At 72.3% G+C, this 26884-nt stretch carries 25 protein-coding genes and 1 riboswitch; of the genes, 16 read left to right on the top strand and 9 right to left on the bottom strand.

What is annotated here, in order from left to right:
* The first annotated feature begins 75 nt into the window (after positions 1 to 75).
* Together CP981_RS14705 and CP981_RS14700 are read left to right on the top strand one after the other, a co-directional pair.
* Positions 76 to 582, top strand: coding sequence for a hypothetical protein (locus CP981_RS14705; RefSeq protein ID WP_085925444.1), 507 nt, complete (start codon positions 76 to 78; stop codon positions 580 to 582).
* Complete coding sequence (locus CP981_RS14700) at positions 582 to 1853, top strand: sensor histidine kinase (RefSeq protein ID WP_085925443.1); 1272 nt, start codon at positions 582 to 584, stop codon at positions 1851 to 1853. The genes CP981_RS14705 and CP981_RS14700 overlap by 1 nt, the downstream gene beginning before the upstream one ends.
* Before the next feature lie 172 nt (positions 1854 to 2025).
* Here the strand turns inward: CP981_RS14700 and bcp are convergent, their stop codons facing one another.
* Entirely contained in the window at positions 2026 to 2493 is a 468-nt protein-coding gene (gene bcp / locus CP981_RS14695) for a thioredoxin-dependent thiol peroxidase (RefSeq protein ID WP_085925442.1), read from the bottom strand.
* A gap of 224 nt (positions 2494 to 2717) precedes the next feature.
* On the opposite strand from bcp, the gene CP981_RS14690 reads away from it, so the two are divergent.
* The 3 genes from CP981_RS14690 (at position 2718) to CP981_RS14680 (ending at position 3951) form a co-directional block, all read left to right on the top strand.
* Positions 2718 to 3035: a DUF3618 domain-containing protein gene (locus CP981_RS14690; RefSeq protein ID WP_085925441.1), complete on the top strand. Its 318-nt coding sequence runs from the start codon at positions 2718 to 2720 to the stop codon at positions 3033 to 3035.
* Positions 3036 to 3167: 132 nt separating this feature from the next.
* Positions 3168 to 3470, top strand: coding sequence for a GroES family chaperonin (locus CP981_RS14685; protein WP_042155576.1), 303 nt, complete (start codon positions 3168 to 3170; stop codon positions 3468 to 3470).
* 72 nt (positions 3471 to 3542) lie between these two features.
* A riboswitch (guanidine-III (ykkC-III) riboswitch) is annotated at positions 3543 to 3599 on the top strand.
* Between the two features lie 31 nt (positions 3600 to 3630).
* Positions 3631 to 3951 (top strand): DMT family transporter, encoded by a 321-nt coding sequence (locus tag CP981_RS14680; RefSeq protein WP_018091320.1) that lies wholly within the window; start codon positions 3631 to 3633, stop codon positions 3949 to 3951.
* Positions 3952 to 3990: 39 nt separating this feature from the next.
* On the opposite strand, the gene CP981_RS14675 is transcribed toward CP981_RS14680, so the two are convergent.
* On the bottom strand, positions 3991 to 6189 hold the full coding sequence (locus tag CP981_RS14675) for a transglycosylase domain-containing protein (protein ID WP_085925440.1): 2199 nt from the start codon (positions 6187 to 6189) through the stop codon (positions 3991 to 3993).
* Positions 6190 to 6478: 289 nt separating this feature from the next.
* On the opposite strand from CP981_RS14675, the gene CP981_RS14670 reads away from it, so the two are divergent.
* The 4 genes from CP981_RS14670 (at position 6479) to CP981_RS14655 (ending at position 9889) form a co-directional block, all read left to right on the top strand.
* On the top strand, positions 6479 to 7276 hold the full coding sequence (locus CP981_RS14670; RefSeq protein ID WP_085925439.1) for an ABC transporter permease: 798 nt from the start codon (positions 6479 to 6481) through the stop codon (positions 7274 to 7276).
* Between the two features lie 82 nt (positions 7277 to 7358).
* The gene (locus tag CP981_RS14665) at positions 7359 to 8123 is read left to right on the top strand and encodes an ABC transporter permease (protein ID WP_244330038.1); all 765 of its coding nucleotides are present in this window, start codon (positions 7359 to 7361) and stop codon (positions 8121 to 8123) included.
* Between the two features lie 50 nt (positions 8124 to 8173).
* Positions 8174 to 9199: an ABC transporter ATP-binding protein gene (locus CP981_RS14660; RefSeq protein WP_085925438.1), complete on the top strand. Its 1026-nt coding sequence runs from the start codon at positions 8174 to 8176 to the stop codon at positions 9197 to 9199.
* A 9-nt stretch (positions 9200 to 9208) separates the two neighbouring features.
* A complete protein-coding gene (locus CP981_RS14655; protein WP_085925437.1) occupies positions 9209 to 9889 on the top strand; it encodes a DUF1707 SHOCT-like domain-containing protein in 681 nt (226 codons plus the stop codon).
* Positions 9890 to 9961: 72 nt separating this feature from the next.
* Here CP981_RS14655 and CP981_RS14650 read toward each other — a convergent pair whose 3' ends face one another.
* A complete protein-coding gene (locus CP981_RS14650) occupies positions 9962 to 11272 on the bottom strand; it encodes an SGNH/GDSL hydrolase family protein (RefSeq protein WP_085925436.1) in 1311 nt (436 codons plus the stop codon).
* Between the two features lie 281 nt (positions 11273 to 11553).
* On the opposite strand from CP981_RS14650, the gene CP981_RS14645 reads away from it, so the two are divergent.
* The 4 genes from CP981_RS14645 (at position 11554) to CP981_RS14630 (ending at position 15601) form a co-directional block, all read left to right on the top strand.
* On the top strand, positions 11554 to 12900 hold the full coding sequence (locus CP981_RS14645) for a DUF445 domain-containing protein (protein WP_107429539.1): 1347 nt from the start codon (positions 11554 to 11556) through the stop codon (positions 12898 to 12900).
* 66 nt (positions 12901 to 12966) lie between these two features.
* Entirely contained in the window at positions 12967 to 13749 is a 783-nt protein-coding gene (locus CP981_RS14640) for a class E sortase (RefSeq protein ID WP_244329656.1), read from the top strand.
* A 32-nt stretch (positions 13750 to 13781) separates the two neighbouring features.
* Positions 13782 to 14015 (top strand): DUF3311 domain-containing protein, encoded by a 234-nt coding sequence (locus CP981_RS14635; RefSeq protein ID WP_085925434.1) that lies wholly within the window; start codon positions 13782 to 13784, stop codon positions 14013 to 14015.
* Complete coding sequence (locus CP981_RS14630; RefSeq protein WP_085925433.1) at positions 14012 to 15601, top strand: sodium:solute symporter family protein; 1590 nt, start codon at positions 14012 to 14014, stop codon at positions 15599 to 15601. Before CP981_RS14635 ends, CP981_RS14630 begins: the two co-directional genes overlap by 4 nt.
* Here CP981_RS14630 and CP981_RS14625 read toward each other — a convergent pair.
* The 3 genes from CP981_RS14625 to CP981_RS14615 form a co-directional block, all read right to left on the bottom strand.
* On the bottom strand, positions 15579 to 16547 hold the full coding sequence (locus CP981_RS14625; protein WP_085925432.1) for an SCO0930 family lipoprotein: 969 nt from the start codon (positions 16545 to 16547) through the stop codon (positions 15579 to 15581). The two genes, CP981_RS14630 and CP981_RS14625, sit on opposite strands and share 23 nt — an antisense overlap.
* Before the next feature lie 189 nt (positions 16548 to 16736).
* Positions 16737 to 18281 carry an NADH-quinone oxidoreductase subunit NuoF family protein gene (locus tag CP981_RS14620; RefSeq protein WP_085925431.1) on the bottom strand — a complete coding sequence of 515 codons (1545 nt, stop codon included), beginning with the start codon at positions 18279 to 18281 and terminating at the stop codon, positions 16737 to 16739.
* Positions 18278 to 19030: a hypothetical protein gene (locus CP981_RS14615; protein ID WP_085925430.1), complete on the bottom strand. Its 753-nt coding sequence runs from the start codon at positions 19028 to 19030 to the stop codon at positions 18278 to 18280. Before CP981_RS14615 ends, CP981_RS14620 begins: the two co-directional genes overlap by 4 nt.
* Before the next feature lie 556 nt (positions 19031 to 19586).
* Here CP981_RS14615 and CP981_RS14610 point away from each other — a divergent pair.
* Complete coding sequence (locus CP981_RS14610) at positions 19587 to 20408, top strand: PucR family transcriptional regulator (protein WP_244329655.1); 822 nt, start codon at positions 19587 to 19589, stop codon at positions 20406 to 20408.
* Positions 20409 to 20646: 238 nt separating this feature from the next.
* Here CP981_RS14610 and CP981_RS14605 read toward each other — a convergent pair whose 3' ends face one another.
* From CP981_RS14605 to CP981_RS14595, 3 genes are all read right to left on the bottom strand, one after another.
* A complete protein-coding gene (locus CP981_RS14605) occupies positions 20647 to 22125 on the bottom strand; it encodes a DUF1996 domain-containing protein (protein ID WP_085925428.1) in 1479 nt (492 codons plus the stop codon).
* Positions 22126 to 22341: 216 nt separating this feature from the next.
* Entirely contained in the window at positions 22342 to 22989 is a 648-nt protein-coding gene (locus CP981_RS14600; protein WP_085925427.1) for a DUF4142 domain-containing protein, read from the bottom strand.
* A gap of 212 nt (positions 22990 to 23201) precedes the next feature.
* Complete coding sequence (locus CP981_RS14595) at positions 23202 to 25100, bottom strand: AMP-dependent synthetase/ligase (RefSeq protein WP_085925426.1); 1899 nt, start codon at positions 25098 to 25100, stop codon at positions 23202 to 23204.
* A gap of 165 nt (positions 25101 to 25265) precedes the next feature.
* On the opposite strand from CP981_RS14595, the gene CP981_RS14590 reads away from it, so the two are divergent.
* Together CP981_RS14590 and CP981_RS14585 are read left to right on the top strand one after the other, a co-directional pair.
* Positions 25266 to 25571: a DUF6412 domain-containing protein gene (locus tag CP981_RS14590; protein ID WP_085925425.1), complete on the top strand. Its 306-nt coding sequence runs from the start codon at positions 25266 to 25268 to the stop codon at positions 25569 to 25571.
* A gap of 99 nt (positions 25572 to 25670) precedes the next feature.
* Positions 25671 to 26756: a YidC/Oxa1 family membrane protein insertase gene (locus CP981_RS14585; protein WP_085925424.1), complete on the top strand. Its 1086-nt coding sequence runs from the start codon at positions 25671 to 25673 to the stop codon at positions 26754 to 26756.
* Positions 26757 to 26884: the final 128 nt, after the last annotated feature.

Below are 26884 nucleotides of genomic sequence, written 5' to 3'. Positions count from 1 at the left end.
GAGAGTGGCAGCGCCGGGCGCGGCATTCGTGTTTGCTGTGGGCGTACGGGGTGTCGTCCCCGGGAGGAGAGCGTGATGACGGACCGCGAAGGGGCCCGCTGGGTTCGGGGGCGTACCGCACTGGCGGCCTTTGTCGTGGTGACGGCGCTGGCGGCCGGCGGGGTGTGGTGCGTGCAGTCGTCGGACCGTGCGTCGGCGGTGGACGCCGCGCCGAAGACGTCGGCGGTGCAGGACGTGAAGGACGACGGTCCGTCGTCCGGGGGGCTGCCGGGGGTCCGGGACTGCGGGCGCGGCAAGCCGGCGACCAAACCGCATGTGATCACGCTGACCTGCGAGGATGCGGAGATGGTGGCGACCGCGATCACGTGGAAGTACTACGGTGCGCGGGAGGCCCTGGGGGTGGGTGTGGTGCAGGTGGAGAAGTCGGACGCCGCGGCGGGCACGGAGGCCGGGTTCCCGGCGACCTTCCGCCTGCGGGACCCGGAGCGGGTCGGCGGGGAGCTGGCCTTCACCGGCCTGGAGGTGACGTACGAGGGGTCCACACCGCTCGGTGACACGACGGAGATGTACACCCTCGCGTGATGGGCATTCGAGGCCGGATCGCGCTGGCCATTTCCTGTATGACCGCGCTGGCCGTGGTGGTGCTCGGGTTTGCCGTGCACCACATAGCGGATGCGGAGCGGGAGCGGTCGGCGCGGGCCTATCAGGACGACCGGCTGAGTTCGGCGCTTCAGATCTACGAGCGGGACCGCACGCTGGCGCTGGGGGCGCAGCTGGACGCCGAGGCCCTGCCGTCGCCGTTGCGGGAGGCGGTGTTCCGGAACCAGTCGGGGACGTATGTCAGCGGCGGTGAGGATCCGCGGGTGTGGGCGGCGACCGGGGTCGGCGGCGGCGACGGGAGCAGGCCGACGCGGTCGCTGTCGGTGTCGGCGGCGTACCCGGATGACGATCCGGCGCAGCTGGCGCTGGACCGGGCGCTGCTGATCGCGGGGTGCGGCACGGTCACGCTGATGGCGGGGGTGTCGTGGTTCGTGGCGCAGCGGCTGTCGCGGCGGCTGCGGCTGAGTGCGGCGGCGGCGCGGCGGATCGCGGCGGGTGCGGCACCGGACGCGGACGCGCTGGCGAGCAACGGCCGGGACGAGGTGGCCGAGTTGGGCCGCAGTGTGCACCACATGGCGACGTCGCTGGCGGCGCGGGTGGAGGCGGAGCGGGAGTTCACCGCGGATGTGGCGCATGAGCTGCGGACGCCGGTGGCCGGGCTGGTGGCGGCCGCGGAACTGCTGCCGCAGCCGCGGGCGGTGGAGCTGGTGCGGGACCGGGCGCAGGCGATGCGGCGGCTGGTGGAGGACCTGCTGGAGGTGTCCCGGCTGGACGCGGGCGTGGAGCGGGCGGATGTGGACGCCTGTGAGCTGCCGTCACTGGTGCGCGGGATCGTCAAGCGGGCGGCGCGGCAGCGTGGGGTGGACGAGGTGTCGGTGACCGTGGAGGGGGAGCCGCGGATCGTGGAGACGGACCGGCGCCGGGTGGAGCGGGTGCTGGTGAATCTGCTGGCGAACGCGGCCAAGCACGGCAAGCCGCCGATCGAGGTGGTGGTGGCCGGTGCGCGGATCGTGGTGCGCGATCACGGTCCGGGGTATCCGGCGGAGTTGTGTGCCGAGGGGCCGCGGCGGTTCCGTACGGCCGCGCCGGAGCGGGGGACCGGGCACGGTCTGGGGCTGACCATCGCGGCCGGGCAGGCGGAGGTGCTGGGCGCGCGGCTGGACTTCGGCGCCGCCGCGGACGGCGGCGCCGAAGCAGTGATGGAACTCCCGGACCGGGCGGTGGCACCGGCTTCCGAGGAAGCGTGCCCCTAGGGGCTGTCCCGTGATCCCTGGCGGGCGCACGGCGACAGCCCTTAGGGCGGGTCGCACACATCCCGTAGGGGACGGGCGGGCCCCCTCGGAGCCGTAACGCGGTGGCGGCACGTGATGTTCCCGGCTGCGGTCTCGTCCGCGTCCGGGGCCGCAGCCCCGTCCGCGGCGGTGGCTACAGCGCCAGGTCCTTGATGATCTTGGCGACGTGGCCGGTGGCCTTGACGTTGTACAGGGCGCGCTCGACCTTGCCGTCCTCGTCGAGGATGACGGTGGAGCGGATGACGCCGGTGACGGTCTTGCCGTAGAGCTTCTTCTCGCCGAAGGCGCCGTACGCCTCCAGGACCGTCTTGTCGGGGTCGCCGAGGAGGGTGACCTTGAGCTCTTCCTTCTCGCGGAACTTGGCGAGCTTCTCCGGCTTGTCGGGGGAGATGCCGATGACGTCGTAGCCGTGGCCGGCGAGGAAGTCGAGGTTGTCGGTGAAGTCGCAGGCCTGCTTGGTGCAGCCGGGGGTCAGGGCGGCCGGGTAGAAGTAGACGATGACCTTGCGGCCCTTGTGGTCGGCGAGCGAGACCTGCTTGCCGTCCGCGTCGGGCAGGGTGAAGGCCGGTGCGGTGTCGCCGGGCTGAAGTCGCGCGCTCATGGTTCTCCTTCGCGTGGGTCCGTACGCCCCGACATTAGCCAGCCGGGGGACGGCATGGTGCCGGGGGCGTCTCGGCGCTGCGAAACGGGGGTGCTGTGGGGCGTGTGGGGGGCTGAGCTGACAGACTGTCCATGACGAATCGGCAGTCAGTGGTGTGGCCGGTTCCGTACGGGACCTCGAGTCCGGCCCCGTACGCATCGGCGCGAGACGACGGAGGCAGCGCGGTGGCGGAAGCCAGGACCCCGGCGCAGATCGAGGCGGACATCGTCCGCAGGCGGCAGGAGCTCGCCGTCACGCTCGACGAGATCGGTGTGCGGCTGCACCCGAAGACGATCATGGATGATGCGAAGGCCAGGGCGTCGGCCGCCGTGGACCGTACGGCGGGGCGGGCCTATGTGGCCGCCAACCGCGCGGTGACGGATGTGCGGGCGCAGCTGGTGTCGGAGGACGGGGCGCCGCGGCTGGAGCGGATCATTCCGGTGGCGATGATCGGCGTGGCCGTGGTGGGCCTGCTGACGCTGCGCGCCAGGCGGCGCTGCTAGCGCTGTCGCCCAGCGGCCCGCCGCCCGGGCCCCGGCGCGGCCCGCGGTGCGTGCCGGGCGGCGCCGGGCAGGTACGGTCATGCCGTGAGCCCGAATAACGCCAAGGACACCCACGACAAGCTGCCGATCCGGATGCTGCACGACCGTGTGCTGGTCCGGACGGACATCCCCGAGGGCGAGCGTCGCTCGACCGGGGGCATCGTCATTCCCGCGACCGCGGCGGTCGGCCGCCGCCTGGCCTGGGCCGAGGTGGTCGCGGTCGGGCAGAACGTGCGGACCGTGGAGGTCGGGGACCGGGTGTTGTACGACCCCGAGGACCGGGCCGAGGTCGAGGTGCGCGGGGTGGCCTACGTGCTGATGCGGGAGCGCGATCTGCACGCGGTGGCCGCGGAGCGGCTGGAGGGCGCGGAGGACTCGACCGGGCTGTACCTGTAGCCGGTTCGCCTCCGGCCAGGGTTTCGTGCGGGCGGTGACCGGGGTCACCGCCCGTTTCGCTGCCCTTTGCTAGCCTCGGAACCCACCCGACGAGACGCGCCGTACCGGGTCAGGACAAGACGACGCACCCCTGTTGAAGCTCTTTCGCGGAGGTGCCGTCATGGCCTGGATTCTGATCGTGGTCGCCGGTCTGCTGGAGGTCGGCTGGTCGATCGGGATGAAGTACACCGACGGCTTCACCCGGCTGTGGCCCAGTGTGTTCACCGGCGCGGGCATCGTCGCCAGCATGCTGCTGCTCTCGTACGCCGCCCGGACCCTGCCGATCGGCACCGCCTACGGCGTGTGGGTCGGCATCGGGGCCGCCGGGGCGGCGGTGGTCGGCATGATGGTGCTCGGCGAGCCGGCCACCGCGGCCCGGATCTTCTTCATCTGTCTGCTGCTGGTCGCGGTGGTCGGGCTCAAGGCGACGTCGGGGCACTGACGCCCGGCCGGTCCGCCGACCGCTCCGGGCCCGCCCCCGCTATCCGTCCCACCCCCACCCCATCTGCCGCTCCAGGACTTCGCTCTGGGGCTGGACCGTGGGGAAGTCGCTGGTCGGGGGTGTGGTCGGTTCGGGCTCGGTGGGGGTGGTCGGGGCGGGGGGAGTGACCGTCGGCCGGGTGGGGCCGGTGGTGGGCGGCACGGGGCCGGTGGGCGAGTCCGTCGGTTCGGTGGACGGGCTGCCCGAGGCGCTGGGCGACAGCGAATCGCTGCTGGAGGGCTCGGGCGAGGACGGCTCCGCGCCCGCCTCCAGCTGGAGGTCGAAGTCGCGGACCGGGCGGCCTTCCAGCGCGGCCGCGGTGTAGTCGGCCCAGATCTGGGCCGGGTAGTCGCCGCCGTTGACCCGTGACAGCCCGCCCGCGCCGTACAGGGGCTCCTGTGCGGCGCTCTCCGGGTTCTGGCCCAGCACCGCGACGACGGTGGCGAGTTCGGGCGTGTAGCCCGCGAACCAGGCCGCCTTGTCCTCCTCGGCGGTGCCGGTCTTGCCGGCCGCGGGCCGCCCGGCGCCCTGGGCGGCGGTGCCGGTGCCGCCGTCGACGACGCCGCGCAGGATCGCGGTGGTGGTGTCGGCGGCGGCCCTGGGGACGGCCCGGGTCTCCTCGCGCTCGGGCAGTTCGATCTCCTCCTCGCCCTTGGTGACCTTGTCGACCAGGGTGTACGGCCGGTGGCTGCCGTGGTGGGCGAGGGTGGCGTAGACCTGGGTCATGTCCAGGACGCTGGGGGTGGCGGTGCCCAGCGAGACGGCGCCCTGGGAGGAGGCGAGGCTGGGGGTCCGGGCGGGGATGCCCAGGTCCACGGCGGTGGCCTTGACCTTGTCCGGGCCGACGTCGATACCCATCTGGGCGTAGACGGCGTTGACGGATTTGTCGGTGGCCTCGGTGACGGTGATCGGGCCGTAGGAGCGGTCGTCCTCGTTGGCGGGCGCGAAGCCGGTGGCGCGGCCGTGACTGACCGTCATCCGCTTGTTGGTGCCGTCGTAGACGGTGTTCGGGGTGATCCGGGTGCCGTCCTGGGTGGTGGAGCCGTGCGCCACGGCGGCGGCGAAGACGAGCGGCTTGAAGGTGGAGCCGACCTGGTAGTCCCGGCGGGTGGCGCCATTGACGTACTGCCTGGCGTAGTCGATGCCGCCGTAGAGGGCCACCACCCGGCCGCTCGCGGGGTCGATGGAGGCGCCGCCGGCCCGGACGTAGCGGTCGACCTTCCGGGAGTCGTCGAGCCGGTCCATCACCCGGGTGTTGACCGCCTTGACGAAGGCGTTCTGGCGCTTCTTGCCGATGGTGGTGGTGATGCGGTAGCCGCCGCCGCGCAGGGTGTCCTCGTCGAGGACGTGGTGGTCGGAGAGGTAGTTCTTGACGGCCTCGACGAGGTAGCCGCGCTGCCCGGACAGTCCGGGGGACGCCTTGGCGCGCCTGGTCGGGGGGAACTCCAGCGTGGCGCGCTCGGCGCGGGTGAGCCACTTCTTCTTGACCATGCCGTCCAGCACGTAGTTCCAACGCGCCAGCACCCGCGCCCGGTTCTCGGGGTGGGCGGTGAGGTCGTAGGCGCTGGGGGCGTTGAGGAGGGACGCGAGATAGGCGCCCTGGGCGGTGGTCAGCTGTTCCGCGTCGCGGCCGTAGTAGGACCGGGCGGCGGCCTGGATGCCGTAGGCGTTGCGGCCGTAGTAGCTGGAGTTGAGGTAGCCCTGCAGGATGTTGTCCTTGCTCACCTCGCGGTCCAGCTTGATGGCGATGAAGAACTCCTTGGCCTTGCGGGTGAGGGTCTGTTCCTGGCCGAGGTAGTAGTTCTTCACGTATTGCTGGGTGATGGTGGAGCCGGACTGCTTGCCCTTGCCGGTCAGGGTGTTCCAGGCGGCCCGGACCATCGCGGCGGGGTCGACCGCGGACTCGGAGTAGAAGTCGCGGTCCTCGGCGGCGAGTACGGCCTGCTGGACGGACCTGGGGATCTGGCTGAGGGTGACGTTCTGCCGGTTGACCTCACCGTCGTGGGCCAGCTCGGAGCCGTCGGAGTAGAGGTAGATGTTGCTCTGGGCCTTGGCGGCGCTGTTGGCCGGCGGGATGCCGACGAGCAGATAGCCGGCGATCATCCCGCCGACGACGAGCAGCAGGAACAGCAGCCCGGTGCCCAGCACCGTGCGCCAGGTGGGGAGGGCACGGCGCCAGCCGGTGCGTGGTCCGCTCATGTCGGTATGGACTCCTCGGCCGCCGCCGGAGGTTGTACTGCGGCGGACGGTGTCGTGTCGGGGGATTGCGCGCGGTACGCCGGGAGAGCAACTGCCGCCCGCGGGGAAACTCTCGCATCATGCGTCCCGGTCAGCGGAGGTGCCGCGCACCGGAGACCGCCACCTGACCGGCTGAATGGCGCCCACGGCTCACCCGAAGCGGTGATAATTCGATGGTGCCCGCCGTGCCCGCGACTTAGGCTCCGGTGCTTTGCGCGTCCGACGAGAACGGGGCTGGGGGGAACGCGGCGTGGTGTACGCGGCGGTGGCGGCCGGCAGCTTCCGGCGGTACGCCACCTATCGGATCGCCACCGTGGCGGGGGTGTTCACCAACACCGTCTTCGGCTTCATCGTCGCGTACACGTATATCGCGCTGTGGGACGAGCGGCCGCATCTGGGCGGCTACGACCAGGCGCAGGCGCTGACCTTCGTGTGGATCGCGCAGGCGCTGCTGGCCACCGCGGCGCTGATGGGCGGCGGCGGGCTGGACGACCTCCAGGAGCGGATCCGTACCGGCGATATCGCGGTGGATCTCTACCGGCCCGCGGATCTCCAGCTGTGGTGGCTGGCCGCGGACCTGGGGCGGGCCGGGCTCCAGCTGCTCGGCCGCGGGGTGGCGCCGATGGCGGTGGGGGCCCTGGCCTTTCCGCTGGCGCTGCCCGGTGACGCGCTGACCTGGGGCTGCTTTCTGCTGTCGGTGCTGTTCGGGGTGCTGGTGAGTTTCGCGCTGCGGTATCTCGTGGCGCTGGCGTCGTTCTGGCTCCTCGACGGCTCGGGGCTGGCCCTGATCAGCGGGCTGGCCTGCATGTTCTTCACGGGGATGGTGCTGCCGCTGCGGGTCTTCCCGGGCGGGCTCGGGGAGGTCGTCCAGCTGCTGCCGTGGGCGGCGATCCTTCAGGTGCCGGCCGATGTGCTGATGGGTGTCCGCAGCGGCGACGGGCTGGTGCGGGGGCTGGTGTTCCAGGCGGGGTGGGCGGGGGCGCTGCTGGCGCTGGGCCGGCTGGTGCAGTCGGCGGCGACCCGCAAGGTGGTGGTGCACGGTGGCTAGCGGGCGGACGGCGGTGGAGCCCCGGGCCGGGCGGACGGCGGAGGTGGCGCGGGGGCTGGCCGCCTACGGGCTGATCGTCCGGATGTGGGTGCGCTCCACCCTCGCCTACCGGACCTCGTTCGTGATGATGGCGGTCGGCAACTTCGCCGCCAACGGCCTCGACTTCGTCGCGATCATGCTGATGTTCTCGCAGATCGAGGCCCTCGGCGGCTTCACGCTGCCCGAAGTGGCCTTCCTCTACGGGACGTCCGGGGTCGCGCTGGGCCTGGCGGATCTGCTGCTGGGCAGCATCGAGGGGCTGGGCCGGCGGATCCGGGACGGCACCCTCGACACGCTGCTGCTGCGCCCCGTACCGGTGTTCGCGCAGATCGCGGCGGACCGCTTCGCGCTGCGCCGGGTGGGCCGGATCACTCAGGCGCTGCTGGTGCTCGGCTGGGCGCTGCCCCGTATCGAGGTGGACTGGACGGTGGGGCGGGTGCTGATGGTGCCGCTGATGGCGGTGTGCGGCACGGCCATCTTCGCGGCGGTCTTCACCGCCGGGGCCGCCTTCCAGTTCTGGGCGCAGGACGCGGCCGAGGTGCAGAACTCCTTCACCTACGGCGGCAACGCGCTGCTCCAGTACCCGCCGACGGTGTTCGCCAAGGAGCTGGTGCGCGGGGTCACCTACCTCGTACCGCTGGCCTTTGTGAACTGGCTGCCCGCGCTGCGGCTGCTGGGCCACCCCGACCCGCTGGGGCTGCCGGGCTGGGTGGACTTCCTGGGGCCGGTGGTGGCGGCGCTGATGTGTACGGGGGCCGGGCTGGCGTGGCGGCTGGGGCTGCGGGGATACCGGAGCACCGGCAGCTGAGGGCGCCTCACGGGGCGGACCGCGAACGGGACGACGAAGGAGTGGGTGGGATGAGCGGTGCTGCCGCCGCGGAGCAGCTGATCGAGGTCGACGGCGTCGAGAAGGTCTTCTCGGTGCGGCGCAAGGCGGGCCGGCTGCGGCGGGTGCGGCAGGAGGTCCGGGCCGTGGACGGTATCTCCTTCCGGGTGCCGCGCGGCGAGATGGTCGGCTACATCGGGCCGAACGGCGCCGGGAAGTCCACCACCATCAAGATGCTGACGGGCATCCTCGTCCCCAGCGGCGGCCGGCTGCGGATCGCCGGTATCGATCCGGCGCGGGAGCGGACCCGGCTCGCCCGCCGGATCGGGGTGGTCTTCGGGCAGCGCACCACGCTGTGGTGGGACCTGCCGCTGAAGGACTCCTACGAGCTGGTGCGGCGGATGTACCGGGTCCCGGACTCCACCTACCGCGCCAACCTGGAGCGCTGTGTCGAGCTGCTGGACCTGGGCCCGCTGCTGACCGTGCCCGTACGGCAGTTGTCGCTGGGGCAGCGGATGCGGGGCGATATCGCGGCGGCGCTGCTGCACGACCCCGAGGTGCTGTATCTGGACGAGCCGACCATCGGCCTCGATGTGATCAGCAAGGCGAAGGTGCGGGAGTTCCTGCGTGAGGTGAACGCCGAGCGGGGCACCACGGTCCTGCTGACCACCCATGACCTGACCGACATCGAGCAGTTGTGCCGCCGGGTGATGGTCATCGACCACGGCCGTCTGGTGTACGACGGCGGTCTCGACGGGCTGCGGGCGGCCGGTGACGGCGAGCGGACTCTCGTGGTGGACCTGGCGCGGGAACTGCCGCCGATCGACGGGGTACCGGGCGCCCGTACGGTCCGGGTGGACGGGCCCCGGCAGTGGCTGGCGTTCCCGGCGTCGCAGAGCGCGGCGCCGCTGGTCGCGGCGGTCGCCGCACGCTATCCGCTGGTGGATCTGTCGGTGCGGGAGCCGGATATCGAGACCCTGATCGCCGAGCTGTACGCGAACGGCGGGACGCGGTGGGATGTCGCGGAGGACGGGGGCAAGGCGGGTGACGCCCTCTAATGTGTCCGTATGACTGAAGACCTCCCGGAATTGCGCGCTTCCGACAGCGACCGTGAGCGGGTCGCCGAGATCCTGCGGGACGCCGTGGCGGAGGGGCGGCTGGCGATGGAGGAGTTCGACGAGCGGCTGGACGCGGCCTACAAGGCCCGCACCTACGGGGAGTTGGAGCCGCTGACCGCCGACCTCCCGGTGGCCGGGGCGGCCCCGGCGCCGCTGTCGCTGCGCAAGGAGAGCGGGGCGCCGGCGCGGTGGTCGGAGCGGATCGTGAGCGGCACGGACGGTTCCGCGGTGGGCGTCGGCATCATGGGCGGGTTCCAGCGCAAGGGCCGGTGGACGATCGGGCGGCGCTTCACGGCCGTCGGCGTCATGGGCGGCGGGGAGATCGACCTGCGCGAGGCGAACTTCGCCGGCCCGGAGATCGTGATCACCTGCTGGGCGCTCATGGGCGGGGTGCACATCGTGGTGCCGCCGGGCGTCGGTCTCGACGTCCGCGGGCTGGGCATCATGGGCGGCTTCGACGCGCGGGAGGACGGGGAACCGGCCGAGCCCGGCGCGCCCCGGGTGATCGTCAGGGGGCTGGCGCTGATGGGCGGCGTCGCGGTGGAGCGCAAGCTGCCCAGGGCCGAGCGCCGCCGCCTGAAGGAGGAGCGGCGCCGCCTCAAGGAGGACGGGCGCACGGAGCTGGACTAGGGCGGCTCCGTGCAACGCCCCGGCCCGCCGCCCCTCGGCCTGGATTCGGGGCGGCGGTCTGCTCCGTCGGGGTTACAGCGCGGCGGCGGCCGACTGCTTGAGGTGGGCGAGGTTCACGGCGTAGGCCATCGCCCGGAAGCCCTCGTCGCTCGGGTGGAGGTGGTCACCGGAGTCGTACTCGGGGCGCAGTCGCCCGGGCGACGCCGGGTCCCGCAGCGCCTTGTCGAAGTCCACGACCTCGTCGTAGACGGTGCCGGAGCGGATGATGCGGTTGACCTGTTCGCGGACCGAATTCAGCTGTGTGGAGTAGCCGCGGTGTCCCCCGAACGGAGTCAGGGTGCTGCCGGTGACCCGCAGCCCGCGGGCGTGCGCCTCCTGGACGAGCTGCCGCATCCCGCCGACGATCTTCTCCGGGTCGAGCTGGCGCGGGGTCTTGAACAGGTCGTTCAGCCCGATCTCGACGATCACCGCCTTCACGCCGGTGCGCGACAGCGCATCGCGCTCCAGCCGGGACAGCACACTGGGCCCGTTGTTGGGCGAGAACCGGCTGCCGTTCACCAGCAGGCGGTTGCCGCTGATGCCCTGGTTCAGGACGCCGTAGCGGGGCGCGCCGGGCTCGGTGCGCAGCCGGGCGGCGAGGAAGTCCGTCCAGCGGTGGTTGGCGCCGGCGGTGGAGGTGATGCCGTCGGTGATCGAGTCGCCGATGGCGACGACCGAGCCGCGGGCCTGGGTGCTCCACACGTCCACGCCCGTCAGATACCGCCAGTACGGGCTCTGCTCGGTGTAGGCGGCGCCGGTGGCGTCCTCGGCGCGGTCGCCGCGCGCCAGGTAGGAGGTCTGCCGGGCGTACGGGTGGTAGGTGGCGGGGCCCGAGGGGGACGGCGAGTACGTGGTGACCAGCAGGTCCGCGTCGCCGGGCACCTTCAGCCGGGCCGGGTCGCTGGTGACCGCGCCGCCCGCCGGGATGGTCACCGCGGGCTTGCCGCCGAACGACAGCCGCCGCATGGTGCCGCTCGCGGCGGTGGGGTTGCTGGGGGCCGCGGCCAGCGCCAGCGTGGCGTGGCTGACCACCAGCGGCCGGGTGCCGTAGAGGTTGGAGAGCTGGATGCGGACGCCGGAGCCGCCGACGCTGGTGTGCACGACATTGCGTATCGACATGCCCGCGTAGCCGTTCAGGGTGCCGGGCTCGGCCGCCGCGGCGGCCGCCGACCAGGTGCCGACCCACTGTCCGGAGACCGCGGGGGCCGCGGGGTCGCGTGGCTTGTGCGGGGAAGTACCCGGACCGCCGTCCTCGCCGCCGAAGCCGACGAATATCGCGGTCGAGATCAGCACCACCACTGCTGCCAGACCGGCGAGCAGGGAGTAACCCACACTTTTCTTCATGCGGGAGGGGTCTCCTGGGTAAAGCGGAGCAGCACGCTCCGGGCGGGCAAGGGCAGCGGATGATCAGCGGCACCGTTGCGGTCCGATCGGTCCTTCATGATCCCACGGACCTCGGGGGCACCGCCCGGCGCCCCATTCGATGCCTCCACGGCATGGACGCGGGGAACTCGTGGTTCGTTCCAGGAGTAGGTCACAGTGGGACTACGGCCGGAACGGTGGCCGACGTGCGGAGCAGGATAGGCCGTAGGGACGGCGGGGGCACGGTGGGAGCGGTGGAGCGGATGGAACGGACACAAGCGGATACGGCGCCTGAGGCGGAGCGGGCGCCGGTGGCGGGCGCGGCGATGCCCGCCGGGCCGGGCGGCGGGTTCACCCTCGGTGTCGCCGACGAGGAGCGCCGGCGCGGAGTGCGCCGGATGAAGACGCTGGCCACCGGCCTGTTGCTGGCCGTCGCCGTGGTCTACGCACTGGCGAAATGGGCTGAATCCGCCGGGGCGGGTGGCTGGACCGGGTTTGTCGCGGCGGCCGCGGAGGCCGGGATGGTCGGTGCGCTGGCCGACTGGTTCGCGGTCACCGCACTGTTCAAACGGCCGATGGGGCTGCCCATTCCGCACACCGCGATCATTCCCACCAAAAAGGACCAACTGGGTCAGAGTCTGGGGGATTTCGTCGGGGAGAACTTCCTCTCCGCCGAGGTCGTCCGCCGCCGGCTGCGCTCGGTCGGCATCGGCCGGCGGCTCGGCGGCTGGCTCGCCGAGCCCCGCAACGCCGACCGGGTCACCGAGGAGGTGTCCACCGCGCTGCGCGGCGCGCTGACCGTGCTGCGTGACTCCGATGTGCAGGCGGTGGTCGGTGAGGCGATCACCCGCCGGGCGCACGCCCAGGAGATCGCGCCCGGCGTCGGCACCTTGCTGGACAAGGTCGTCGCGGAGGGCGGCCACCGGCGGGTGGTGGATCTGGTCGTCGCCCGCGCCCACGACTGGCTGGTCCTGCACGCCGACTCCGTGATGACCGCGGTCTCCGGCGGCGCACCGGGATGGACCCCGCGGTTCGTCGACCGCAAGGTGGGCGACCGGGTCTACAAGGAACTGCTGCGCTTCGTCACCGAGATGCGGGACATGCCCGAGCATCCGGCGCGCGGGGCGATCGACCGTTTCCTGCGGGACTTCGCGGACGATCTGAAGTCCGACCCGCAGACCCGGGCCAAGGTCGAGCGGCTCAAGTCCGAGGTGCTGGGGCGCAGCGAGGTGCAGGACCTGATCGCGTCGGCCTGGGGCTCGGTCCGCGCGATGATCGTCGCCGCCGCCGAGGACGAGCGCAGCGAACTGCGGCTGCGGGTACGGGCCGCGCTGCTGTCCCTGGGCCGGCGGCTGGCCGATGAGGAGCGGCTCCAGGAGAAGGTGGACGGCTGGCTGGAGGGCGCGGCCGTTTACGTGGTGACGACCTATCAGGGCGAGATCACCTCCCTGATCACGGACACCGTCGCCGGCTGGGACGCCGAGCACACCTCCCGGAAGATCGAGGCGCACATCGGCCGGGACCTCCAGTTCATCCGCATCAACGGCACCGTCGTCGGCGCACTGGCCGGACTGTGCATCTACGCCGTCTCGCAGGCCTTCGGCGGCTGACCCCCGCCGCCCGCCGGGCCGTGCGCGCCTCTGGAGACCTGCGCCCGCAGGGCTTACGGTGCCCGCGTGCGGGAGCGGATACCGGTAGTCGTGCAGGGGCGGCGCACCCGTCGCTCCCGTGCCGTGCGGGCGCTGTGGACGGGGGCGGAGCTGGCGGTGACGCTCGGCGCCGTCCTGCTGCTGCTCGTCGTCCACCAGCTGTGGTGGACCAACCGTCAGGCGCAGCACGCGGCGCGGGACCAGGTGGGCCGGCTGGAGCGGCAGTGGGACGCCCGGCCGCCGGCGCCCGGCGGCCCGGCCCCGGAAGACGGCCGCACGGGCGGCGCACGGGCCGCGCAGAGCACCCCGCCGGCCGGACCGTCCGACCGTGTGGCGAGCCGCACACCGGCACCCGCGGAGAACCTGGCGTACGCCGTGCTGCGCATCCCGCGGATCGGGCTCACCGCCCCCATCGCCCAGGGCGTCGGCAAGGCCGCGGTCCTCAACCGGGGCTATGTCGGCCACTATCCGCACAGCGCGCAGCCCGGCGGGGCCGGCAACGCCGCGCTGGCCGGGCACCGCAACACCCACGGCGAGCCGTTCCGCCACCTCGACCGGCTGCGGCCCGGCGACACCGTCCTCGTCGACACCGCCGAGGCCCGCTACACCTATGCCGTGCGGCGCACCCTGCCGCGGACCACCCCCGGCGACGGCACGGTCCTCGCCGAGGTCCCGTACAGCAGCGTGCACCCCGCCTACCGCTTCACCGCACCGGGCGCCTATCTGACGCTGACGACCTGTACGCCGGAGTACACCTCCACCTACCGGCTGGTGGTCTGGGCCGTGTTGCGGTCGACACAGTCCCGGTGAGCGGGGCCAGGCGTCCCCTAGGCTCTCGCCTCGTGCGAAACCAGACTTCCGGCGGCCGGTCCCCGGGTTCGAGAAGGCGTCCCGCGCTGCTGTGGCTGCTGCTGCCGTATGCGCTGTTCCTGGGGGTGCTGCCGCTGGTGAACCGGGTGACGCCGACCGTGCTCGGGCTGCCGTTCCTGTTCTTCTGGATGCTGCTGGCGACGCCGGCCACTCCGCTCGCGGTGTGGCTGGCCCGGCGCGGTGACCGGGCGCGGGGGCGGATATGAATGCCGCCGTCGCGACCTCCGTCTTCGGCGCCTTCATGGTGCTCACCGTCGTCCTCGGCCTGCTCGCGGTGCGGCGGAAGGGGACGGAGAAGGGGCGGCCCGCCGGGCTCTCGGAGTGGTCGGTGGGCGGCCGGAGCCTGGGCACGGTCTTCATCTGGGTGCTGATGGCCGGTGAGAGCTATACGAGCTTCAGCTACCTCGGCGCGGCCGGCTGGGGCTACAACTCCGGTGCCCCGGTGCTCTATGTGCTGGCCTACATGTCCTGCGGCTATGCCCTGGGGTACGTCGTCGGGCCGATGCTGTGGGCCTACGCCCGCCGGCACGGCCTGGTCGGGATCACCGACATGATCGCGCACCGCTACCGGGCGCCCTGGCTCGGGGCCGCCGTCGCATTGCTCGCCACGGTCTGTCTGCTGCCGTACATACAGCTCCAGATCACCGGCATGGGCGTGGTCGTCTCCACCATTTCCTACGGCGCCATCAGCATCAACTGGGCCTACTTCCTCAGCTTCGCGGTCACCACCGGCTTCGTGGTGATCAGCGGGCTGCGCGGCAGCGCCTGGGTCTCGGTGCTCAAGGACGTCCTCGTCATCGGCACCCTCGGCTTCCTCGCGGTCTATGTGCCGCTGCACTACTTCGACGGCTACGGGCCCTTCCTGGACCGGCTCGTCGCCGAGAAGCCGCAGTGGCTGACCTTCCCCGGGCACGACTCGGGCGGACTGGGCCAGGTCTGGTTCGTCACCACCACCCTCGTCAACTCCCTGACCGTGGTGATCTTTCCGACGACGGTGGCCGGCTATCTCGGTGCCCGCAACGCCGAGGTGCTGCGCCGCAACGCCCTCTACCTCCCGTTCTACAACGTGCTGTTGTTCGTGCCGATGCTGCTGGGGATGGCGGCGCTGTTCGTGGTGCCCGGCCTGACCGGCGCGGACTCCAATCTCGCGCTGTTCAAGATGGTGGTGGACTCCCTTCCGGCCTGGGCCGTGGGGCTGGTCGGGGTGGCCGCCGCCCTCTCCTCCATCGTGCCGATGGCCGTGTTCATGCTGGTCATCGGCACGATGTGGGGGAGGAGTGTGCTGGGCGCGATCCCCCGTCTCAACAAGGGGGCGGCCGGGGCGGCTTCCGGGGACGGCGGGGGAGAGGCGGCGGGCGGACGGCAGAAACTGTGGTCGCAGCTGGTCGTGGTGGTGGCCGGGGCGCTGGCGCTGCTGCTGACCTACACCGCCCCCGACACCCTCGTCCGGCTGTCCCTGATTTCGTACGAGGGCATGGCGCAGCTCGTGCCGATGCTGCTGCTGGGGCTGGTGTGGCGGCGGCTGACGCTGCACGCCGCGGTGAGCGGCCTGGTGGCGGGCTTCACGCTGGTCTGTGTCCTGGTCTTCGGGGGACACGACCCGGTGTGGGGGATGAACGCGGGGATCGTCGGGCTCGCCGTGAATGTGGCGGTGGCGCTCGCGGTCACCTGGCTGGGGCCGCGCGCCGCGGACGGGCGGCCGGATGCAGAGGTGCTGGCGCTGGACGACGAGTTCCCTCGGGACGGGGTGCCGTCGCGGGGCGCCCCGGTCAGCCCTCCGGCGTCGTCGTGATCTTCTTGCCCTCCTTGGAGACCGCGAACCACAGGCCCATCTTGCCCTGGCCGTTGATGTCACCGGGCTGCTCGTCGCCGGTGAACCAGTAGACGGGCCAGCAGTCGACGGCCAGCTGGCGGGTGCCGTCGGGGCGGGTGACGGTGCTGATGAGCTTGGGGGCGATGCCGTTGAGCTTGGAGCGGTCGGCGGGCTTGGCGGGCTTCCAGGTCTCCAGGCAGGCGTCGTTGCAGCCGAACTTCATCGGCCAGGCGCTGTCCTTGTTGAAGCGGTAGAGGGTGCGGCCCTTGCCGTCGACGAGGATGCCGCCGAGGTCGGGGTGGTTGAACACCGAGACGTCGCTGGGCTCCTGGGCGCCGGCCTTCTTGCCGTCGGGGGCCAGCGCGTTCCAGGTGCCGCCGACGCCCTGGCCCTTGGTGTCACCGGCCTTGGTGTCCTTGATGTAGCGGTAGGCGGGCCAGCCGGCGATGGTGAGCTGCTTGACGCCGTCGGCGCGGGTGACCGAGCCCAGCTTGCTCTTGTCGATACCGGACGGGGCGGTGGCGCCGTCGGCGGGGACCGGCGGCCAGGTGGTGGCGCAGGACCCGTTGCAGTTGGACTTGGCGGGGTCCGGGGTGTCCTTGTCGAAGCGGTAGAGGGTCATGCCCTTGGAGTCGGCGACCACCGTGCCGATCTTGGCGTCCTGGTGCAGGGCGAGCTTCCCGGCGGGCGCGGCCTTGGGGGCCTTGCCGGCGGCGGTGTCGGTGCCGCCCGCCTGGCCGCCGGAGCCCGAGCCGCCGCCGGAGGAGCCGTAGCCGTAGTCGCTGGTGCCCTGGCCGGCGGGCTGGACGTTGTCCGCGCTGGTGGTGCCGGGGGCGCTCTGGGTGCCGCTGCTGCCGCAGGCGGTGGTCAGCGCCAGGGTGGCGACCGCCGCGGCCGCGAGCGCCGCACGACGTCGATTGATCATGATGTCTCCTCTGCCGGTGGGTGGTTCCGTCGTTGCTGAGGTGGTGACCGCGTTGCTCATCCGGTCGCCCGTTCCGTTCCGGTCCGGGCGACGGCGGGTGCCGTCGCCCGGGGAATACGCGCTCCGGGGTGCCGGGCGTTCAATGGCGCCGAAGAATTTTCTCCGGGCGCAAAAGCCCTGTCCCGTACGTCAGTTGCCGCCCTGCACCCGCATCGCCAGTGCGGGGCAGCGGCGCACCGCGAGCTGCGCGCGGCGCCGCATCCGGGCCGGCAGCGGCATGCTGGCGGACTGCGGATAGCCGTCCGCGCCGAGCTTCACGACGCCGGGCACGACATCGGCGCACAGGCCGTGGCCGCGGCACAGCGTCCAGTCGATCAGCAGCCGTTCCTGCGGGGGCGCGGACGGCCGCGCCGGGGTGGGCGCGGGGGAGGTGACCGCCAGCGGCGGGTTCCCGGTGACCGGCAGCGCACCGGTCACCGGGCGGCCGCAGCCGAAGCCCTTCGCATGCCGCTCGAACTCCTCGGGGAAGGACCGCAGGGCCGAGGCGACGAAGCGTGAGGTGCCGTCAGGGTGGCTGCAGGCGCCGCGCTTCTCCACGGCCCGCATCCGGGTCTGTACGGCCTCCAGGGCGGCCTCCCCGCCGCCCCGTACAGCGCGGTCGAGCTGGTCGGCGAGCGCGGGCAGGCCGAGCACACAGGGGCCGCACTGGCCGGCCGACTCGGCGGCCATCCACTGGGCGACGCGGACCGTCTCGCCCGCCGGACAGGTGTCGTACGGGATCGGCAGCACCGCCCCGGCGCCGAGCACCGCGTTGTACTCGGCCAGCGACTCCTTCGACAGGTTCGCGGTCAGCGCGTCGGCCGGGGACACGAAGGTGCCGTGGTAGCCGCCGATCAGCACGCCCTGCCCCTGGTCCATCCCGCACAGCGCCAGGACCCGGGCCAGCGAGACCCCGTAGGGGACCTCCACGACCCGGCTGCCGGCGACCGTCAGCAGCAGCGTGCCGGGCTCGGTGGGCAGGCCCGCGGTGCGGTAGCCGAGCGCGCCGAGGCGGGCGGCCACGGCGAGCTGGGCGTAGGTCTCGGTGTTCGACAGCAGGGTCGGCACACCGTTCAGCCCGCGCTCGCTGGAGCGGATCTTGCGGCCGGAGGGCAGCCCGGGGCCGCCGCCCAGCCCGTTCGTCATGGCCGAGCCCTCGCCGGTGACGAACCGTTCGGTGAGCAGGGTGACCCGTAACGTCGGCCGGACCGGACCGCGTTCGTCGATGGCCCGCTGCACGGAGCTCAGCACGTCCGTACGGGTCACCCCGAGGGCGACCTCCTGCGCGCCGAGCGCGTCGGCGGCCAGCAGCGCGCCGTCGAGCACCAGATGCGGGGCGTGCAGCAGCAGCGCGGTGTCCTTGAGGCAACTGGGCTCGCCCTCGCTGCCGTTGACGACCACCGCGCCCTTGCCGTCCGCGCGCTTCATCCCGTCGATGACGGCGGTCAGCTTGCGGGCGAAGGGGAAGCCCGCGCCGCCGCGGCCGCGCAGATCGATGTCCTCGGCCAGCGCCACCAGCTCCTGAGGGGTGAGCTGGGGGAGACTGCCGTGCCGGGACAGGTGGGCCACCCGGTCCATGCGGGGTATCTCGTCGAGGCCGGCCAGCAGCCGCGGCGGCCCGAAGGACGCCAGCGTCGGTACGGGCTCCGTCTCGGCGAGAGCCGGCAGCAGTTGGGTGGGAGCGGGGGCGGTCATGGGAGTTCTCCTGTGTTCCTGCGTGCGTCGCGCAGCCGCAGGGCGAGTCGTACGGCCACCGCCGTGAGGCAGATGGCATATCCGGCGACGGCCCAGCCGGCCGCCGCACGCCCGGACTTGAGGCCGTGCACCAGGGCCAGACCCCAGGCGAGGTAGGCGCACATGTGCAGCGCCCGCCACCAGCGGGCTCCGGACAGGCCGGTGAAGGCGCCGCGTACCGCGCCGGTCACCGCGACGGCGATGAACGTGTAGGCGGCGAGGGTGCCGAGGCCGATGAGCCCGGGCCGGGCGCCGTCGGTGAACGGGATCGCGGCGGCCGCTGCGCCGGTGTGGCCCTCGGCGATCTTCACCCAGATGTGCAGGCCGAGGAAGCCGAGTCCGGCGACCGCGGTGCCGCGGTGCACGGCCTGGGCGAGCAGCCGGTGCCCGGAGTGCAGCACCATGCGGTCGGTGGCGGCCAGGCCCCACAGCACGGTGACCGACAGCGAGACCAGCGCGAGGACTCCGGCGCCGAAGTCCAGGAAGCGCATCAGGGTCTCCGCCGCGCCGGAGTGCAGCGTGACGGCGAGGAAGAGCAGCAGTGCGGCCGGAAGCGCCGGACGGAGTACGGCAGTTCCGGCGAAACCGCCTCCGGGGGCCCGCCGGTCCGGCGGGCCGGGTTCGTTCGGAGGGCGGCGGGGGCGGGGCACTGAAGGCGAGGGCCGGGCACGGTGTGCGGCGCGGCGGCTCTGCAAACGCGGTGCGGACATCGGACCTCCCGGTGTCGGGGCACGGGTGCGGGATGCGAATTTCTATGAAATCTCCCGGGGGCGTAATTTGCCCGGGGCTTTTGTTCGGGTGACCCCCGGTAACACTGAACATTCTGTGACCGGGTGGATACGCAGGGCCGTAATCCGGATGTGCAAAAGCATCTCCGAACGTGTTCAGGCTTTCGTAAGGTTTATCGCGCTGTGACAAATTCCTGCACTGGCATCGCGGTCGCGCGGGGGGACTCCGGATGATGCCGACTCAGGCGCACGGGGGGCGCCAATCCCTTGTACCAACCGCATCCCCGCCAGGATCGAGGTAGCGATGTGTGATCTCCTGAACCGCATCTGGTCGCGTCCCCGCGGCGAGTGGAACCGGGTAGTGAGAAATGAACTCCCGGATCTCGCCGAGAAGTTGGTCGCGGAGTTGCAACGCGGATTTCCCGCATTGTCCGCACTTCTCGGGGATACTCCCGTAGAAGACGCACATTGGGCGCTTGAACAGGCCTTGCTGACAGTTCTGGGGTACCAAAAAGAGTCGGAAAGTAAACCTCCGGCGGTGCCCTCAGTTGTCACTCCGATGCCGGTGGCCCGGGCCCGCCAGGACCTGTTCGACGTGCTCGCCGGCCAACGCGACGTACCCGAGGACGGGTTGCACGAACTGGCCCGCGCCGCGGGCTGGCCGGTGCCCGACACTCTCCAGGCCGTCGTCCTCGCCACCCCCGCCGAGGCAGCCCAACTCGCCGCGGCACTGGGGCATGCCCTCATCGGCAACGTCGAGGGCTACACCTGTCTGTTCGTCCCCGACCCGGCCACCCAGACCCGGGCCCGCCTGGAGGCGGCGCTCAAGGGCCGCCCGGCGGCGGTCGGGCACGTGGTGCCGGCCACCGACACGGCGTCCTCGCTGCGGTGGGCCCGGTATCTGCTGACGCTGGCCCCGAGCCGGGTCGGCCCGGAGTCGCGGCCCGCGTTCGTCGACGACCACCTGTCGGCGCTGCTGCTGCTCCAGGACGAGTCGCTGGCGGACGCGCTGACGTCCCGCTGGCTCGGCCCGCTGGAGGAGCTGACACCCCGGCAGAGCGAACGGCTCGAAGTCACGCTGCTGGCGTGGCTGGAGGGCGGCGGAGCACCCGAGGCCGCCAAGCTGCTGCATGTGCACCCGCAGACGGTCCGGTACCGCCTGCGCCAGATCGAGAAGCTCTTCGGGCCGGTGCTGCGTGACCCGCGTACCCGCTTCGAGCTGGAGATGGCGCTGCGCAGCCGGCGTCTGATGGCCCATGTCCGCAGCTACCGCGCCCGGGCCGGCCGCCGCGCCCGCGCCGTCGCGTCCTCCATACGTCCCCTCGGCATGGCCCGTGAGGCCCGCGTCAACGGTCTTTGAGGGACCGACGGATGAACCACCGCGCCCCTTGAGCTGATGGCCGGCAGGTCCGACGGCGTACCGCCGGCACCACCACAGCACCTCGGCGCAGAACAGTGGCCCCGCCCCGGGAATCCGGGTCGGGGCCACTGCGTTGTCCGGTCCAGGGGGCCCAGCGGCCCCTTAGGGGACGTCTCCCCTAAGGGGCCTGGGGCCGGGTGCCTGGGGCCGGGGCCGCGGGCCCCGGCCGGAGGGCCCGTCAGGTGCAGTTGCGGCCGCTGTTGATGCAGTCGACCGCCTTGCTCATCAGGTTGTCCGGCATCACGTTGATGAAGTCACCGTGGTCGGTCACCGGTTTGTGCAGCTGTTCGGGGAAGCTGTCCACCGCGAAGCTCTGGCCCTGCGGGACGTCGTAGGTGATCCGCTGGACGAGCTGCGGGACCGCCTGGAAGCCCTGCGGGCAGTTGCCGTTCTGGTCGGAGAACGCCATGTGGTCGCGGTGGTTGCCGCTGTCGATGTCGCGGCCGTTCCAGCAGTTCTGGAAGGCGAAGGTGCGCACGACCTGCGAGCCCTGGGGGCACAGCGGGTACTTGTCCTTCAGCTGCCGGTCCTCGAAGCCGGTGCAGCTCCAGGAGGCGTTGGCGTTCTTCGTGCCGTTGGTGAACGCCTTGGCGTCGCCGGTGATGATCTTCAGGAAGCGCGGCATCGCCCGGACCTCGCCGGACTGGCTGCCCCGGAAGGTCAGGGTCACCGTCGCCGGCGTCAGCGTCGTGCCGACGTTGGCGTCCTGCGCGGCGCCCGGCTTCTGCTCCGCGTTGCCGTCGAGCTTGCGCAGCACCGGCCAGTAGTGGGTGGACTGGTCGCCGTTGTCGCAGGTGGTGCCGGAGGCGGCGAGCTTGTTGTCGTCGGCGAAGGCGTCGGTGGCCTTGTTGCCGACGTAGTCGTGGGTGTGGTGGGCGCCGTTGCTGACGCCCGGCGTCACGATGACGTTGTCGGAGTTGAAGTGGCCGTCCTCATTGCGGCCGCACTCGGTGACGAAGGTGCCGGTCGAGGCGTTGCCGCCCTGGGGGGCGGCGAACGGCGGGGCGTCCGCGTTCGGCTGGACGTTGTTGATGTCGACGAAGTCGTCGGGGGACGGACCGCCGGGCTGGCCCTGCTGCTGCCCGCCGTTCTGGTCCTGCTGCCCGCCGTCCTGGGCCTGGCCGCCGACCTGCCCCTGCACCTGACCGGGGTCCTGGGACTGGCCCTGCGTCTGCCCCTGGGTCTGGTTCTGGGTCTGGCCCTGATACCAGCCGTCCTGCACGGACTTCGTGGAGTCGTTGCCGCCCGCGCCCGCGCCCTCGGTGACCGGCTTCATGGTGCAGCCGCTCATCTTGAGCAGGTAGCCGGGCCGTTTCGCGTCCTTGGAGATCGCGGTGACCATCATCTTGATGGTCTTCGCGCGCTGCGTCTTCAGCCCGGTGAGGACGCTGTCGCCGGTGCCGCCCATCATCTTGTGGTACGCGTCGTGCACCTGCTTGTCGAGCGAGGACAGCCCCTTGGAGACCGGGAGCTTGGCGCTACGGGGTACCTGGCGCAGCCGCTCGCCCACATCGGGGCAGGAGAGGGTGAAGGCGCTCGCGGTGTGCTGGGCATGGCCGGCCGCCGCGTCCGGTGTGTTGTTGCCGGCCAGCGCCGTGGTGGCGTAGACGGCCAGACCACCGCCGCCCAGCAGCAGGGCGGTGGCGCCGATCAGCATTCTGTTCGTCAAACGCGAGCGTTTATGGGCTTGTTGCCGTTGCCTCATGAGATCACTTCGCTTCGTCCGGTGTGAGGGGTGTCGGTTGGGTGCGGGTGTCGTTTCTTCCGGGTCGCGGGTGGTGGTGGGCGCGGGGCGTCCCCCGCGGTGGGCGGGGGAGTCCGCCGCCGTCCGGGCCGCCGGCCGCGCCGCCGTGACATACCGGGGCTCCGTGGCCTAGCTGCTGTGCAGCGTGTTGAAGTCGACGCCACCGGTCTTCTCCAGCGCCGTGATGTGCTGCAGGACGACGTCGTTGGCCCGGTTCGCCAGGGCGCGCACCATCGAGTTCTTGGTCTGGTCGCGGACCAGGGCCACCAGGCCGAAGACCTTGCCGTGGGCGCGGCGCAGCAGCTCGGCGAACGTCGGGGCGAAGTCGTCACCCTGGGCGGCGTTCATCTGCGCGAGCCAGCCCTGCTGGTCGGCGTTGGGCTGGTTGGGCAGGGAGATGCCCAGCGCCCGCCCGGCCTCGATCGACCGCCGGTCCAGCTCGGTGTGCCCGGCGACGAGGATGGCGCCCGCTGAGCGGACCGCCGCGGTCTGCCCGCGTTCCTGCGCCTGGCGGCCGGCGGGCAGTTCCCACAGGCCGGCGAGTCTGACCTTGCGCACGAAGTCCCGGTCCATGGCGGTCAGCGGACCGTACCGGGTGCTCACCGTGCCGCCGCCGTCATCGTCGTAGGTGACGGTGTTGGTCGCCGCGGACGCGGTCTCACCGAAGAGCTGGACGGGCAGCAGCAGCGCCGCGAGCGTGGCCACGAGCGCGGCCACGACCAGTCCGGTGGCGATGGTCCGCCCGGATGTTGCGGAATTGCTGAGGATGGACCGCACACGGCCTCCCGGTTCGTCACTACTGGAATGCCACCGGACGTTAAGTGCCGTGACGGGCCCGCGGTGGTGGGTCCTCACCCCTGGACAAATAACGGCCGGGCCCGCCACGGCACTGCTACGGTGCCGCGGGCGGGCCCGGCCGGATACGGGTGACGTGCGCCGGCTGCCGTATGCCCGGCCGGGCCCGTCCAGAGGCGGTCTGCCCCGCGCTCTCAGCGCGCGTAGAGGCCCGCCGCCGCCCATCTGCGCCGTTCCTGGCGGGTCTCGGGCTCCTCCCGCCGTCCCTGGGCGTACAGCGCGTCGATCTCGGCCGCGTACCGCTCCACGATCGCCGCCCGCCGCAGCTTCAGCGACGGCGTCACCAGCCCGGCCTCCTGGCTGAACTCGCCCGGCAGCACCCGGAAGGCGCGGATCGACTCGGCCCGGGACACCGACGCGTTCGCCCGTGCCACCGCCCGCCGCACCTCCGCCTGGAGCTGCTCCTCCGGCGTCGGCGCCTCGCTGCCGGTGCCCGGCTCCTCGCGCAGGTGGTGCCAGTGCTCCAGGGCCTCCGGGTCCAGCGTGATCAGCGCGGTCACATACGGCCGGTTGTCGCCGACCACCACACACTGTGAGATCAGCGGATGGGCGCACAGCCGCTGCTCCAGCCCCTGCGGGGCCACGCTCTTGCCGTTGCTGGTGATGATGATGTCCTTCTTGCGGCCGGTGATGACGAGATAGCCGTCCTCGTCCAGGTGTCCGAGGTCGCCGGTCGCCAGCCAGCCGTCGTAGAGCCCGCTGTCCGGTGCGTCCGCCTCGTCGAGATAGCCGGCGAAGACCACCGCGCCGCGCACCCACACCTCGCCGTCCAGCGCCAGATGCACCGCGCTGCCCGGCAGCGGCAGGCCCACCGTCCCGAAGCGCACCCGGCCGGGCGGCTGGACGGTGATCGCGCCGCTGGTCTCCGTCAGGCCGTAGCCGTCGTAGACGGTGATCCCGGCGCCGGCGAAGAGCAGGCCCAGCTCCCGCAGCAGCGGTGAGCCGCCGGAGACCGCCGTGCGCACCCGCCCGCCCAGCAGCTCCCGGATGCGGGAGTACACCAGCCGGTCGTAGAGCGCGTGCCGGGCCCGCAGGAACGGGTCGGGGCCGCGCCCGGTGCCCTGCGCCTCCGCCGCGAGGGCCTCCGCGTAGCGCACCGCGACGGTCATCGCCGCGTCGAACGTCCGCCGCCGGCCCGCCTGTTCCGCGGCCTGCCGGGCGCGGGCGCAGATCTTCTCGAAGACGTACGGCACCGCGAACAGGAACGTCGGACGGAACGAGGCGAGCGCCGGCAGCAGTTCGTCCGAGGTGGCATCGGGCTGATGGGCGAGTTTCACCCCGCCGCGCAGACACGCCACCTGCACCATCAGCCCGTAGATGTGCGCGAACGGCAGGAAGGCCAGCAGCGACGGGCGTTCGCCGGGCGCGGCCAGCAGCCCGCCCCAGCCCGCGTAGAGGGTGTCGCACCCCGCGGCGAGGTTGGCGTGGGTGATCACGCAGCCGCGCGGCCGGCCGGTGGTCCCCGACGTGTACACGATCGCCGCGATGTCGCCCGGGCCGACCGCGTGCCGCAGCCGGTGCACATCGGCCTCGGTCAGCCGGGTGCCCTCCTCCGTCAGCCGCCGGACGCAGTCCAGGTCCAGCTGCCACAGCCGGCGCAGCATGGCCCGGGTGTCGCAGGCCTCCGCGACGGTCATCGCCTGTGCCTCGTTCTCGACGACGATCGCGGTGACCTTCGCCCCGGCGAGGATGCAGCGCAGCTGCTCGGCCGAGGCGGTCGGATAGACCGGGACGAGCTGCCCGCCGATCGCCCACAGCGCATAACTGAACAAGGTCCACTCGTAGCGCGTACGGGACATCAGCGCGACCCGGGTACCGGGCCGTATCCCGTCCGCCAGCAGCCCCCTGGCCAGGGCCATGACCTCGTCACGGAATTCCGCCGCCGACACCTCCTGCCAGTCGCCGGGTGTGTGGTCGTCGCGGCGGGCGAGCTGAGCGAAATCCGGCTGGTGGGCGGCGGTGTCGAAGACGGAGTCGGCAAGACCGCCGCTCCGTAGTGGGGCCGCCAGGGCCGGGACGCTGATGTCGCGCACAGCACCTCCTAGGTGTTCCCCCTTGATTTCCCCCTGCTCCCCGCCGCCCCCGACGGCAGAGAGGGCGCAAGCTACCCACCGGCCTCCCGGCTGCCCAGAGGTATGGCTACTCTTGAGCGGAAGACGACAAGTCTTGACGACCGGACAACCTGAGGAGGGCGCCGGATGTACCGCATCGTCGATGCCTGGCGCCTGCACACCTCGGCACTCCTCTTCGTCCTGGCCGGCTTCCTGGTCACCCAGACCGGTCTGACCACGGCTCTGACCGCCGCCGCGACCACCACCGCGCTGCTGCTCCTGTGCCGCGCCTTCCTGATCGCGGCCTGCGCGCGGCCGGTACCGCCGGGCCGGATCCGTACGGCCATCCGCGACCGTGAGCGGCGCACGGCATTCCTGCCCCAACGTGATCCCGACGCGGCCGGCCGCCCGCGTCCCCGGGCACCGGGCCGTCCCCTCCCGACGGCCGCGTAGGCGCACCGGTCCGGTCCCCGTACCGCTCTTTCCGCGTCCGCGCGGCTCGTCACGCCGAATCCACATCCCGGCACGACGAGACCCGTGGAGGGCTCACGCATGTCCATGTTCGGCTTCCTCGGCGATGCGCTGGCGCACGGCGCCCAGGCGATCGCCCCGCTCTTCGGCACCGCGGCCATGGCCGCCGCCATCGTTCTGTTCACCCTGGGGGTACGCGCCGCGCTGCACCCCCTCGCCCGCGCCGCGGCCCGCGGTGAGAAGGCCCGTACGGCGCTCGCCCCGCAGCTCGCCGAACTCCAGCGCAAGCACAAGGGCAACCCCGAGCGGCTCCAGAAGGCGATGACCGACCTCTACGCCGAAACCGGCTCCTCGCCGCTCGCCGGCTGCCTGCCGACGCTGCTGCAACTGCCCGTCTTCTTCGTGATGTACCACCTGTTCTCGACCGGCGGCGGCGACCTCCTCGATCACACGCTGCTGGGTGCGCCGCTCGGCGGCCACTGGACCGAGGCGCTCGCCCACGGCGGCGTCCTCGGCCCGCAGGGGCTGGTCTACGCCGGACTCTTCGTGCTGGTCGCCGCGGTCGCCACCTGGAACTTCCGGCGGGCCCGCGCCACGATGGCCAAGGCCCCGCAGCCGGCCGCGGGCAGCGCCGCCATGCCCGGGATGTCCTCCATGGCCAAGGTGATGCCGCTGCTGTCCTTCGGCACGCTGATCACGGTGGCGGTGGTGCCGCTGGCCGCCGGGCTCTACATGGTCACGACGACGACCTGGACGGCGTGCGAGCGGGCGCTGCTGCACCGGGAGCGCGGGCGCGGCGCGGCGGAGACGGGCGCGGCGGACGCGGTGGCCGCACCGGGGAAGGCGAAGGCGGCTGAGGCGAAGGTGGCTGCGGTGAAGGGGAAGGCAGCCTCCGTCGTGGGGCAGCCGTCCACGGCGGCGGCAGCGGCGCCGGGGTCCGCCGCGGCTGATGGGGTGTCGGGCGAGGGTGCCCCGCGGCAGCGTGCGGCGCAGCAGCGGGCGGACCGGCGTACGCCGAAGAGCCGCGCGGCCCGGCAGCGGGCGGCCCGCGCCCGGGCCAACTCCCGGACGAGGGGCAATTCCGGGGCCGGATCCCGCCCGGCGGATGAGGCCGCCCCGCACTCCGGCGGCACAACACCCGACCCCCTCACCACTACCCCTCGGTAACGGTCCAGTCCGTGAACGGGGTCTTGCGGACCGGACCCCGTTCTTGGACGATCAGCCAAATCGCTCGATGGCCGTCCCCCATCGGCCGGCCCGGGAGATCCCTTCCGGGCCGACCTTCGACCACGGGA

The sequence above is a fragment of the Streptomyces platensis genome (assembly GCF_008704855.1).
Classification (GTDB): Bacteria; Actinomycetota; Actinomycetes; order Streptomycetales; family Streptomycetaceae; genus Streptomyces; species Streptomyces platensis.
Note: the sequence above shows the minus strand (reverse complement) of the source record. Positions and strands in the feature narration are given on the sequence as shown.

Bases quoted from the DNA above. Each gene is read 5' to 3' on its own strand.
- CP981_RS14680 (WP_018091320.1), top strand. From the start codon at position 3,631: ATGGCCTGGATTCTGATCGTGGTCGCCGGTCTGCTGGAGGTCGGCTGG.
- CP981_RS14675 (WP_085925440.1), bottom strand. From the start codon at position 6,189: ATGAGCGGACCACGCACCGGCTGGCGCCGTGCCCTCCCCACCTGGCGC.
- CP981_RS14650 (WP_085925436.1), bottom strand. From the start codon at position 11,272: ATGAAGAAAAGTGTGGGTTACTCCCTGCTCGCCGGTCTGGCAGCAGTG.
- bcp (WP_085925442.1), bottom strand. From the start codon at position 2,493: ATGAGCGCGCGACTTCAGCCCGGCGACACCGCACCGGCCTTCACCCTG.
- CP981_RS14605 (WP_085925428.1), bottom strand. From the start codon at position 22,125: ATGCTGATCGGCGCCACCGCCCTGCTGCTGGGCGGCGGTGGTCTGGCC.
- CP981_RS14630 (WP_085925433.1), top strand. From the start codon at position 14,012: ATGAATGCCGCCGTCGCGACCTCCGTCTTCGGCGCCTTCATGGTGCTC.
- CP981_RS14615 (WP_085925430.1), bottom strand. From the start codon at position 19,030: ATGTCCGCACCGCGTTTGCAGAGCCGCCGCGCCGCACACCGTGCCCGG.
- CP981_RS14685 (WP_042155576.1), top strand. From the start codon at position 3,168: ATGCTGCACGACCGTGTGCTGGTCCGGACGGACATCCCCGAGGGCGAG.
- CP981_RS14665 (WP_244330038.1), top strand. From the start codon at position 7,359: ATGTGGGTGCGCTCCACCCTCGCCTACCGGACCTCGTTCGTGATGATG.
- CP981_RS14645 (WP_107429539.1), top strand. From the start codon at position 11,554: ATGGAACGGACACAAGCGGATACGGCGCCTGAGGCGGAGCGGGCGCCG.
- CP981_RS14705 (WP_085925444.1), top strand. From the start codon at position 76: ATGACGGACCGCGAAGGGGCCCGCTGGGTTCGGGGGCGTACCGCACTG.
- CP981_RS14620 (WP_085925431.1), bottom strand. From the start codon at position 18,281: ATGACCGCCCCCGCTCCCACCCAACTGCTGCCGGCTCTCGCCGAGACG.
- CP981_RS14700 (WP_085925443.1), top strand. From the start codon at position 582: ATGGGCATTCGAGGCCGGATCGCGCTGGCCATTTCCTGTATGACCGCG.
- CP981_RS14655 (WP_085925437.1), top strand. From the start codon at position 9,209: ATGACTGAAGACCTCCCGGAATTGCGCGCTTCCGACAGCGACCGTGAG.
- CP981_RS14660 (WP_085925438.1), top strand. From the start codon at position 8,174: ATGAGCGGTGCTGCCGCCGCGGAGCAGCTGATCGAGGTCGACGGCGTC.
- CP981_RS14590 (WP_085925425.1), top strand. From the start codon at position 25,266: ATGTACCGCATCGTCGATGCCTGGCGCCTGCACACCTCGGCACTCCTC.
- CP981_RS14625 (WP_085925432.1), bottom strand. From the start codon at position 16,547: ATGATCAATCGACGTCGTGCGGCGCTCGCGGCCGCGGCGGTCGCCACC.
- CP981_RS14585 (WP_085925424.1), top strand. From the start codon at position 25,671: ATGTCCATGTTCGGCTTCCTCGGCGATGCGCTGGCGCACGGCGCCCAG.